Raw genomic sequence first — 10,387 nt, 5'->3', positions numbered from 1 at the left:
GCCGCGCGCGGCACCATGCCCGGCCTGCGCGGCTTGCGCGGCGAGGTGGTGCGCGTGCACGCGCCCGAGGTCAAGCTGCACCGCCCGGTGCGCCTGCTGCATCCGCGCTACCCGATCTATATCGCGCCCAAGCCCAACGACCTCTACGTGATCGGCGCCACCGAACTCRAAAGCGAGGAMGATTCGCCGATGAGCGTGCGCTCCGCGCTGGAGTTGCTGTCGGCGGCTTACTCGCTGCATCCGGCCTTTGGCGAAGCGCGCGTGCTCGAACTCAACGTGCAGCGCCGGCCCACGCGGCCGGACCACCTGCCCGCCATCCGGGTCGACCAGCATGCCCGCGTGGTGCGCCTCAACGGCCTGTACCGGCACGGTTTCCTGATCGCGCCGGCGGTGACCGAGGCCGCCTGCCAGGTGGTGCGCGCGTTGCTCAGCGGCGATCCCGCCGCCCACGCCGTGCCCGCCGCGCTGCGCTGGCCGGGGATGATCGGCCCGGCGCTCGAGACCGTCGCCGGCGCGCCTGTCCTGCACTGAACAGACAGACTATGGAAATCCTGCTCAACGGCCGCCCGCTGGCCCTTGCCGAGAACGCCACGCTGGCCGACGCGGTGGCCGGCGCCGGCATCGCGCCGCCGTTTGCCGCCGCGCTCAACGGCCAGTTCGTGCCGCGCGCCGCGCATGCCGCCACCGCGCTCGCCGCCGGCGACCGCATCGACCTCGTGCAACCCGTGACKGGAGGCTGAACCAACATGACATTCGATACCACCGATCCCCGCCGCGACCTGCTCGGCGATCCCTTCGTGCTGTACGGCGAATCGTTCACCTCGCGCCTGCTGCTGGGCACCGCGCGCTACCCGTCTCCCGCCACCCTGCAGGCCGCCGTGGAAGCGTCGCGGCCCGCCATGCTGACCGTGGCGCTGCGCCGCCAGGGCGCGGTGGGCGACGGCGAGGGCGGCCAGTCCTTCTGGCAGATGCTCAAGGCGCTCAACGTGCCGGTGCTGCCGAATACCGCCGGCTGCATGGCACCGCAGGAAGTCATCACCACCGCCATGATGGCGCGCGAAGTGTTCGAGACCGACTGGATCAAGCTCGAGCTGGTGGGCGACGACTACACGCTGCAGCCGGACACGCTCAACCTGCCCGCGGTAGCCGAGACGCTGATCAAGGAAGGCTTCAAGGTGCTGCCCTACTGCACCGAGGACCTCGTGCTGTGCCGTCGCCTGCTCGACGTGGGCTGCCAGGCGCTGATGCCCTGGGGCGCGCCGATCGGCACCGGCAAGGGCGTGGTCAACCCGCACGCCATGCGCGTGCTGCGCGAACGCCTGCCCGACACCCCGCTGATCGTCGACGCCGGCCTCGGCCTGCCGTCGCACGCGGCCCAGGTGCTGGAGTGGGGCTACGACGGCGTATTGCTGAACACCGCGGTGGCGCAGGCCGCCTATCCGGTCAATATGGCGCGCGCCTTCGCGCTGGCGGTCGACGCCGGCCGCACCGCCTACCTGGCCGGCCCCATGCCCGAGCGCGAGATCGCCCAGGCCAGCACGCCGGTGGTCGGCATGCCGTTCTGGCACGCCGAAGGCGTGGAGGACCGCGCATGAGTCACGCTGCCGTGAAAGCCGCCGTCGACACGGCGCTGCGCGACACGCTGCTGGCGCGCTACGGCGCCAGCTTCGGCACCAGCGACAAGGGCTGGTCCGCCTGGGCGCGGCCCGGCGCCGGGGCGCTCGGCCACGCCGACGTGGTGCTGTCCGACKGCGAGGCCGATGCCGACGCGCTCGGGCGCATCGCCGCCGCCGGCGCGATCGCCATCGAKAGCGAGCGCGAAGGCGGCCGCTGGATCGACACCGTGCGCTCGCCGATGGGCACCTGGGTCTTTAGCGCCCATGCCGACAGCGACACCGCGCATCCGCCGGCMTTTACCGCCGTGCTGCTGGCCTGCCTGGCGCTGCATTTCCCCGCGCACGACGCGCTCTGCCTGGCCCGCGCCTGGCAGGCGGATTCGCTCKAGTGGCCGGCGGATTTCGCGCGCTTCCCGCAGGTGCGCCATGCCGCGCTGGTGCCGCCCGAGCAGCGCGCCCAGCCCTTCGCGCCGTGCCCGCCGCTGGGCMTGTACGCGGTGGTGCCCAGCGCCGAATGGATCGAGCGCCTGGTGCCGCACGGCGTGCCCACGGTGCAGCTGCGCTTCAAGTCGGACGACGCGCAGGCCGTGCGCGCCGAGATCGCACGCGCGGCGGGTGCCGCGCGCGGCAGCGCCTCGCGGCTGTTCATCAACGACCACTGGCGCGCCGCCATCGACCTGCACGCCAGCTTCGGCAGCGACAGCGCGCGCAGCGGCATCTACGGCATCCACCTCGGCCAGGAAGACCTCGATGAGGCCGACCTCGACGCGCTGCGCGCCTCCGGCCTGCGCCTCGGCGTGTCCACCCACGGCTATGCCGAGATGCTGCGCGTGGCCACCATCGGCMCGAGCTACCTCGCGCTGGGCGCGATCTTCCCCACCACCACCAAGGTCATGCCGACCGCGCCGCAGGGGCTGGGCCGCTTCCACGCCTACGCGAAGCTGATGCAGCCGGTGATCCCGTCGCTGGTGGGCATCGGCGGCGTCKATGCCGCGCGCCTGCCGCAAGTGCTGGCCGTCGGCGTCGGCAGCGCGGCGGTGGTGCGCGCCATCACCGAGGCGGCCGACGTGCCCGCCGCGGTGAAGCACCTGCTGGGCATGTTCCCCGCCGCCTGAAGCACCTGGCGAACCGGCGGTCCGCGCGCTTCTCCCGCATGCGGGAGAGGCGTGCCGGGAGAAGGGAAACGGCGGAAGGGCAGGCGCCCGAGAAAGCCGGGCACGCCTCGCTTTCGCGGCAACGGGCTCTACCTGCTCGACGCACCCGACGCTGCGCTCTCGCCGCAGCGGCAACTGGCGGCGCTGGCGCGCATCCACGATCTCGCGCGCGACGACTCGCAGTTCGTCATCGCCACGCACTCGCCGATCCTGATGGCCTACCCCGACGCGTGGATCTATAGCCTCGGCGCCGACGGCGTGCAGCGCATCGCGTACGAGGACACCGAGCACTTCCGCGTGAAGCCGCCGTCCGCGCCATCCACACCTAAGTTGGCGCTACCATTGCGGCCGGCGACGCCGTCATGATGGCAGGGTCCATGAAAATGAAGATMCCGCTCGAATCCGACTATGCTGGCGTGGTCAAGGCCATCCTGGTGCAGGCCGGCGATGCCGTTGCCGAGGCCGGGTGGTCGTCGAACTCGAATCATTGAACGCGAAAGGAACAACGTTTTGGAAAGTCCCGCACAGATCGTCCCGGTGGCGCCCGGCACCCCGGATAAGCCCTATTTCGGCATCGATGTGCCGCTGATGCGCCACCTTGGACTGCAGCCGGTGCATATCGAGGAGGGCCTGTGCCGCACGCGCCTGCCGGTCGGCCCGGCGCTGGTCAACAGCCGTGGCGATGTGCACGGCGGCACCTTGATGGCCACGCTGGACTTCACGCTCAGCGGCGCGGCGCGCTCGCATGCGCCGCTGGAAACCGGCGTGATCACCATCGACATGTCCACGCACTTCCTCTCGGCCGCGCGCGGCGAACTGTACCTGGAAGCGCGCTGCATGCGGCGCGGCGCGCGCATCGCCTTCTGCGAGGGGGAGGTGAAGAACGCGCAGGGCGAGGTCGTCTGCGTGGCGCGCGCGGCATTCAAGCTGGTGCCGCTGAGCAGCGGCGGCAACTAGGGCCGCGCCCCGGGCTTCAGGCCTGGCCTTGCGCCGGCCGGTAGACCTGGGCGAAGCGCGCCTGCTGCACGATGCCATAGTCTCCCGGCGCATACTGCATCAGCCAGTCCCCGGCCGCGCCATGCAGCACGTCGCCACCGGCACAGCGCGCAATGCTGAACGCATCTGCCATGCGCCTGGCCAGCACCACGCCCGGCTTGTTGCGGTAGTCGCCGTCCTGCCCGTGCGTGCCGGCCTGCAGCGGCTCGTACTTGGCGTCGAAACGGTCKCGGGAAACCACCCAGCGGTCGCCGGTGGAGCCGGTGACGACGGCATCGCCCGGCTGGTAGCGGTTGGGGCCTTCCAGGCTGATGAGTTCCCCGGGCGCGGCGGCGAAGGCCACCTGCACGACTTCGTGCTTCTGGTAAGGCGCGGCGGCGGGATCGGTGCGCAGGTCGATCTGGGTCAGGGCGGACATGGCTGGCAAGAGGAAGTCGGGAAAATGAAAACGGGCGGCGGATGGCCGGACAATGAAGTGTCCGATCATACCGCCGCCCGCTGTTTTTCCCGGTTTCCGTCCGGCGCGGTCCGTCAGAAGTCGAACTGCGCGCTCAGCCCATCACGCGCGGCGCGAAGGCATGGTTGAGCGGGCCGTTGCCGGCGCCCAGTTCCAGGTCGGCGCCGGCGACGATGGCTTCTGCCACGTAGTCGAGCGCCGCATCGACGGCGTCTTCCAGCGCGTCGCCGCGCGCCAGCTGTGCCGCCACCGCGGCCGCCAGCGTGCAGCCGGTGCCATGCAGGTTGCGCGTGTCGACGCGCGGGTGGGAGAACACGCGCACCGTGCCTTCGGCCGTCATCAGCAGGTCGTCCAGGCCGGCGTCGGCCGGGTCCAGGTGGCCGCCCTTGAGCAGCACCGCGCGGCAGCCCAGCGCCAGCAGGTCGCGTGCGGCCTGCTCCATCTCGCCGCGGCGGCTGATCTTGCGGCCCAGCAGCCAGGAGGCCTCGGGCAGGTTGGGCGTGACCAGCACGGCACGCGGGAACAGCAGGCGCACCATGGCCTGGCTGGTGGCGTCGTCGGCCAGCGTGGCGCCGGAGGTGGAGATCATCACCGGGTCCACCACCAGCTGGCGGATGCCGTGGCGGTCCACCGCGGCGGCCACCGCCTCGACGATGGCGGCCGTGCCCAGCATGCCGGTCTTGGCCGCGTCCACGCCGATATCGCTGGCAACCGCGTCGATCTGGGCCGCCACCATGTCGGCGGGGATCGCATGCACGCCGGTGACGCCGAGGGTGTTCTGGGCGGTGATGGCGGTGATGGCGCTCATGCCGAAGCAGCCCAGCGCGGAAAAGGTCTTGAGGTCGGCCTGGATGCCGGCGCCGCCGCCGKAATCGGAGCCGGCGATGGTCAGGGTGCGCGGAGGGCGGTGTGTCGTCTGGGTCATGTACGGTACGGGGCAGGCMGCGGGGAAGCGGCAAAGAAAAAATCGAGCTGGCGGCGGTGCGCAGCGCCGCCGGGCAGGCTACAATACCGCCACTCCGAGGAGCGTTGCAACGAATGTGGTCATTGTGCCCCAATGGGCCGGTAAGCCATTCGCCAGGCTCGGACTGTCTCAACGGCGCTCGCTGATCCGTGGTCCCACGGAGGCGAGTCGACCTATCCGCCCGCTTGGCATTCCTGTTTCGTCCGGAATGCCGGCGCGGCCGCATATCCCCCCGCACTCGTCACCGTCGCGCCACTCTTCACCGGAGTGAAACATGAACGCAGTGACTGACCTGAAGAACGATTACCTGGTCGCAGACATCGGCCTGGCCGGCTGGGGCCGCAAGGAAATCGCCATCGCCGAGACCGAGATGCCGGGCCTGATGGCCATCCGCGACGAGTTCGCCGCCCAGCAGCCGCTCAAGGGCGCGCGCATCGCCGGCTCGCTGCACATGACCATCCAGACCGCCGTGCTGATCGAGACGCTGGTTGCCCTCGGCGCCGACGTGCGCTGGGCTTCGTGCAACATCTTCTCCACCCAGGACCACGCCGCCGCCGCCATCGCCGCGTCGGGCACGCCGGTGTTCGCCTTCAAGGGCGAGTCGCTCAAGGAATACTGGGACTTCACCCACCGCATCTTCGACTGGAAGGACGGCGGCACCCCCAACATGATCCTGGACGACGGCGGCGACGCCACGCTGCTGCTGCACCTGGGCGCGCGCGCCGAGAAGGATGCCTCGCTGATCGCCAAGCCGGGCAGCGAGGAAGAAACCTTCCTGTTCGCCGCCATCAAGGAAAAGCTGGCCAAGGACCCGAGCTGGTACAGCCGCAACCTGGACGCCATCAAGGGCGTGACCGAGGAAACCACCACCGGCGTGCACCGCCTGTACCAGATGGCGCAAAAGGGCGAGCTGCGCTTCCCGGCCATCAACGTCAACGACTCGGTGACCAAGAGCAAGTTCGACAACCTGTACGGCTGCCGCGAATCGCTGGTGGACGGCATCAAGCGCGCCACCGACGTGATGATCGCCGGCAAGGTCGCCGTGGTGGCCGGCTACGGCGACGTGGGCAAGGGCAGCGCGCAGGCGCTGCGCGCGCTGTCGGCGCAGGTGTGGGTGACCGAGATCGACCCGATCTGCGCGCTGCAGGCCGCGATGGAAGGCTACCGCGTGGTGACCATGGACTACGCCGCCGAGCACGGCGACATCTTCGTCACCTGCACCGGCAACTACCATGTCATCACGCATGACCACATGGCCAGGATGAAKGACCAGGCCATCGTCTGCAACATCGGCCACTTCGACAACGAGATCGAGATCGCCTCGCTGGAAAAGTACGAGTGGGACGAGATCAAGCCGCAGGTCGACCACGTGATMTTCCCGGATGGCAAGAAGATCATCATCCTCGCCAAGGGCCGCCTGGTGAACCTGGGCTGCGGCACGGGCCACCCGTCCTACGTGATGAGCAGCTCCTTCGCCAACCAGACCATCGCCCAGATCGAGCTGTGGCAGGAACGCGATAGCGGCAAGTACCCGGTGGGCGTCTACACGCTGCCCAAGCACCTGGACGAGAAGGTCGCGCGCCTGCAGCTCAAGAAGCTCAACGCGCAGCTGTCCGAGCTGACCGAGGAGCAGGCTGCCTATATCGGCGTGAAGAAGCAAGGCCCGTACAAGGCCGACCACTACCGTTATTGATCGCGGTCGCGGCCAGGGCGGCCGGCTGGCAGCCCTGGCCGCGCGCGTCGCGGTATCCCGTGCCTGTCTGTCGTGGATCTGTCTGTCGTTTGTCCGTCTGACCCGAGCGAAGGAGTCGTCATGAGATTGCTGGCCGTCTGGATCATCAACGCCGCCGCGCTGTTCCTGGTGGGCAACCTGATCAGCGGGATTCACCTGGGCGGCTTCGGCTCGGCCATGATCGCCGCGCTGGTGCTGGGGCTGGTCAACACCCTGATCCGGCCGATCCTGGTCATCCTCACGCTGCCGGTGACGCTGCTCACGCTCGGCTTGTTCATCTTCGTGATCAACGCGCTGCTGTTCCTGTTCGTGGGCAAGCTGCTTTCCGGCTTCGTGGTCACGGGCTTCGGCGCGGCCCTGCTCGGCTCCATCCTGTACAGCGTGATTTCCTGGCTGCTGTCGAGCGTGCTGCTGGGCGAGCGCCGCAACGCCTGAGGGGCCGCACCGTACAGCTCCTGGCGTTGTCGCGCGGCCTTGCCTTACCGCCCGACTGTCCGCGGCCGCGCCTGGCCCAGGACCGCTACGCTTCATTTCGAGGCAACCGTCTCGCGCAGACGGGGGATCAAAACCAACTTTCCAGCGCGCCGCGCCACACGCGGCGCGCCACCATCATGCAAGACCGCTACTTCAGCTTCGAGTTTTTCCCGCCCAAGACTGCCGAGGGCGCCGAGAAGCTGCGCAACACGCGTGCGCAGCTGGCTCCCTTGCATCCCAAGTACATCTCGGTGACGTTCGGCGCCGGCGGCACCACCCAGCAGGGCACGCTGGATGCCGTGCTGGAAATCCAGCGCKAAGGCATCGAGGCCGCGCCGCACCTGTCGTGCGTGGGTTCCTCGCGCGAGAGCATCCGCCAGGTCCTGCAGACGTACCGCGACGGCGGCATCCGCCATATCGTGGCGCTGCGCGGCGACATGCCCTCGGGCATGGGCGAGATCGGCGAGTTCCGCTTTGCCAACGAGCTGGTGGAGTTCATCCGCGCCGAAACCGGCGACTGGTTCAATATCGAAGTGGCGGCCTATCCGGAGTACCACCCGCAGGCCAAGTCGCCGCGCGTCGATCTCGAGAACTTCGTGCGCAAGGTCAAGGCCGGCGCCGATTCGGCCATCACCCAGTACTTCTTCAACGCCGACGCCTATTTCCGCTTCGTCGACGACGTGCGCGCCATGGGCGTGGAAGTGCCGATCGTGCCGGGCATCATGCCGATCACSAAYTCCTCGCAACTGATGCGYTTYTCGGAGATGTGCGGYGCCGAAGTGCCGCGCTGGATAGCCAGGCGCCTGGAGGGCTTCGGCGACGACCGCGAATCGATCCGCGCCTTCGGCCTGGACGTGGTCACCGCGCTGTGCGAGCGCCTGCTGGCCGCCGGCGTGCCGGGGCTGCATTTCTATACGCTCAACTCGGCCGGCGCGACCAAGGCCATCTGGCAGCGCCTCAAGCTCTGACGCCATGCCGGCGCGCCGCCCGGATCCCTTCATCGACCACCTGCTCGAGCTGATGGGCCCGCTGGCGGCGCGCATCGGCCCGATCGGCGCGCGCMGCATGTTCGGCGGCCACGGCCTGTACTACGACGGCCTGATGTTCGCKCTGGTGTCGGGCGGGCGCTGCTGGCTCAAGACCGACGACCAGACCCGCGCGCGCTTCGAGGCCGAGGGCGGCGAGCCGTTCCGGTACAGCAGTGCCGGGCGCGAAGTCACCATGCGCCATTACCTGAGCCTGCCGCCGGCCTGCCTGGAATCCGCCGAGGAGATGACCGCCTGGGCGCGGCTGTCGGTGGAGTCCACGCTGCGGCTGGCCAACCAGGCGCGCTGAGCGGCCCGGCGATGGCCTAAACTGGCATATGGCCACAACCGCCGCCGAAGCCACCGCCGTCACCGCCACGTTCCGTTTCTACGAGGAACTGAACGACTTCCTGCCGCGCGCGCAGCGCGGCGTGGACCGTGCTTGCGCCTGCGCGCGCGCCGCCACCGTCAAGCACATGATCGAGGCGCTGGGCGTGCCGCATACCGAGGTCGAGCTGATCCTGGTCAACGGCGAATCGAGCGCCTTCGAGCGGACGCTGGAGGACGGCGACCGCGTGGCTGTCTATCCCCGCTTCGAAACCTTCGACGTCACGCCGCTGCTGCGCGTGCGCACCGCGCCCTTGCGCGAGACGCGCTTCGTGGCCGATGCGCATCTCGGCGGGCTGGCGCACCTGCTGCGCCTGACCGGCTTCGATACCCTCTACGACAACCATTTCGCCGACGCCGAGATCGAGGCCATCGCCCTGCGCGAGGGCCGCATCGTGCTCACGCGCGACCGCGAGCTGCTCAAGCGGCGCGGTGTCACCCATGGCTGCTACGTGCGCGCCATCAAGGCGCTGCCGCAATTGCACGAGATCTTCGCGCKGCTCGACCTGGCGCGTAGTGCGCGGCCGTTTTCGCTATGTCTTGACTGCAACGTGCCGTTGCGGCGCATCGACAAGGCCGAGGTGGCGGTGATGGCCGGACGCGTGCCGGCTGGCGTGTTGGCGAGACAGGAGCGGTTTGCTACTTGCGATTGCTGCCAGAGGGTGTTTTGGGAGGGGTCGCATTGGCGGCGGATGCGGGGGGTGGTGGATGATTTGTTGTGGAAGGGGTGATTGGTATGGTTGCTTTTTGGGGCCTAGCGGCCCGGGCTTGATTGGCTGTTCAGACGCATGAGATTGTGTTCGCGGCTGTGGGCCTAGCGGCCTGGGCCTTTTGGGTCATTCAGGCGCATGCAAGTGCGCCTGCTTCTGTGGGCCTAGCGGCGCGGGCTTGGTAGCCCGTTCGCACACATGTAAGTGTCACTTTTCTTTTCTCGAAAAGAAAAGTAACCAAAAGAAAGCGATTCTTGCAGAAGGCTGGGCGCTCAGACTTTATGGGTGGTGGTGGTTTCGTGGTGGGCGCGTTGGCTYCSATGRGRCTGCTGGCGCTACCGGTTTGCTCGCCTGCGGCATMGCGGGTGGTGTCCGATTCGTGGTGGCGCTGCATGATGGCGAAAGCCCAKGTGGTTCAGGCTGCTGCCGCGACCGGGGTGGATKGGTGCGGCATAGGAATGGCGCTGGTTTCGTGGTGGGCACGGTGGCCCCTATTTGAGCTCGGTGCCCGGTGGCTCCTGACAGGTCCCTGCCCAAGGGCACCGGCTTGAGAAGTAACCCAGCACACCCGCGCCCCGGTCCACCACGCCCACCACGAAAACACGAGAATGCTATATCGTGGCCGCCCGAGCCGGTAACGGCAGATGCCCGAATGGCCTGGGCCTAAGCCATCATGGAGCCGTAATGTGAAACGGCCACATCCAGCATGGCAGCGCGGCCAGCGCCGGTAGCGTCAGCAGCCCAATCAAAGCCAACGCGCCCACCACGAAACCAGCCTCAGACGAGAAGTCTGAGCGCCCAGCCTTCTGCAAGAATCGCTTTCTTTTGGTTACTTTTCTTTTCGAGAAAAGAAAAGTGACACTTACATGTGC

General features: G+C 68.5%; 14 protein-coding genes, 1 pseudogene and 1 riboswitch. Of the genes and pseudogenes, 12 read left to right on the top strand and 3 right to left on the bottom strand.

The features are described from left to right. From AC1DKV_RS39270 to AC1DKV_RS39240, 7 genes and pseudogenes are all read left to right on the top strand, one after another. Positions 1-531: FAD-dependent oxidoreductase (locus tag AC1DKV_RS39270; protein ID WP_477139605.1), on the top strand; the 531-nt coding region annotated here is incomplete at its 5' end. An 11-nt stretch (positions 532-542) separates the two neighbouring features. After that, complete coding sequence (gene thiS, locus AC1DKV_RS39265) at positions 543-740, top strand: sulfur carrier protein ThiS (protein WP_441617530.1); 198 nt, start codon at positions 543-545, stop codon at positions 738-740. Between the two features lie 6 nt (positions 741-746). Continuing rightward, a complete protein-coding gene (locus AC1DKV_RS39260) occupies positions 747-1,595 on the top strand; it encodes a thiazole synthase (RefSeq protein WP_441650364.1) in 849 nt (282 codons plus the stop codon). Then, entirely contained in the window at positions 1,592-2,731 is a 1,140-nt protein-coding gene (locus AC1DKV_RS39255) for a thiamine phosphate synthase (protein ID WP_477139604.1), read from the top strand. Before AC1DKV_RS39260 ends, AC1DKV_RS39255 begins: the two co-directional genes overlap by 4 nt. Before the next feature lie 108 nt (positions 2,732-2,839). Beyond that, positions 2,840-3,136 (top strand): annotated as a pseudogene (locus AC1DKV_RS39250) (hypothetical protein); the annotation flags it as partial. Positions 3,137-3,147: 11 nt separating this feature from the next. Then, on the top strand, positions 3,148-3,261 hold the full coding sequence (locus tag AC1DKV_RS39245; protein ID WP_441650365.1) for a biotin/lipoyl-containing protein: 114 nt from the start codon (positions 3,148-3,150) through the stop codon (positions 3,259-3,261). 19 nt (positions 3,262-3,280) lie between these two features. Further along, positions 3,281-3,727, top strand: a complete 447-nt coding sequence (locus AC1DKV_RS39240) for a PaaI family thioesterase (protein WP_441650366.1) — start codon at positions 3,281-3,283, stop codon at positions 3,725-3,727. 16 nt (positions 3,728-3,743) lie between these two features. Here the strand turns inward: AC1DKV_RS39240 and AC1DKV_RS39235 are convergent, their stop codons facing one another. Both AC1DKV_RS39235 and thiD read right to left on the bottom strand, forming a co-directional pair. Then, positions 3,744-4,184, bottom strand: a complete 441-nt coding sequence (locus tag AC1DKV_RS39235) for a PGDYG domain-containing protein (RefSeq protein WP_441650367.1) — start codon at positions 4,182-4,184, stop codon at positions 3,744-3,746. Between the two features lie 133 nt (positions 4,185-4,317). Next, entirely contained in the window at positions 4,318-5,148 is an 831-nt protein-coding gene (gene thiD, locus AC1DKV_RS39230; RefSeq protein ID WP_477139603.1) for a bifunctional hydroxymethylpyrimidine kinase/phosphomethylpyrimidine kinase, read from the bottom strand. 90 nt (positions 5,149-5,238) lie between these two features. Next, positions 5,239-5,335, top strand: a riboswitch (S-adenosyl-L-homocysteine riboswitch). 126 nt (positions 5,336-5,461) lie between these two features. Here thiD and ahcY point away from each other — a divergent pair. The 5 genes from ahcY (at position 5,462) to AC1DKV_RS39205 (ending at position 9,536) form a co-directional block, all read left to right on the top strand. Next, positions 5,462-6,880, top strand: a complete 1,419-nt coding sequence (gene ahcY, locus AC1DKV_RS39225) for an adenosylhomocysteinase (RefSeq protein ID WP_477139602.1) — start codon at positions 5,462-5,464, stop codon at positions 6,878-6,880. 120 nt (positions 6,881-7,000) lie between these two features. Then, on the top strand, positions 7,001-7,354 hold the full coding sequence (locus AC1DKV_RS39220) for a phage holin family protein (RefSeq protein WP_441617543.1): 354 nt from the start codon (positions 7,001-7,003) through the stop codon (positions 7,352-7,354). Between the two features lie 176 nt (positions 7,355-7,530). Beyond that, positions 7,531-8,361, top strand: coding sequence for a methylenetetrahydrofolate reductase [NAD(P)H] (gene metF, locus AC1DKV_RS39215; protein ID WP_477139601.1), 831 nt, complete (start codon positions 7,531-7,533; stop codon positions 8,359-8,361). Between the two features lie 4 nt (positions 8,362-8,365). Further along, positions 8,366-8,728: a TfoX/Sxy family protein gene (locus AC1DKV_RS39210; protein WP_477139600.1), complete on the top strand. Its 363-nt coding sequence runs from the start codon at positions 8,366-8,368 to the stop codon at positions 8,726-8,728. Positions 8,729-8,756: 28 nt separating this feature from the next. Then, complete coding sequence (locus tag AC1DKV_RS39205; protein ID WP_477139599.1) at positions 8,757-9,536, top strand: Mut7-C RNAse domain-containing protein; 780 nt, start codon at positions 8,757-8,759, stop codon at positions 9,534-9,536. Positions 9,537-10,186: 650 nt separating this feature from the next. Here AC1DKV_RS39205 and AC1DKV_RS39200 read toward each other — a convergent pair. After that, positions 10,187-10,387: hypothetical protein (locus AC1DKV_RS39200; RefSeq protein WP_477139598.1), on the bottom strand; the 201-nt coding region annotated here is incomplete at its 5' end.

The organism is Cupriavidus sp. 05T41, from assembly GCF_056396525.1.
The sequence above is the reverse complement of the archived record's forward strand: the minus strand, read 5'-3'. Positions and strand labels throughout refer to the sequence as shown.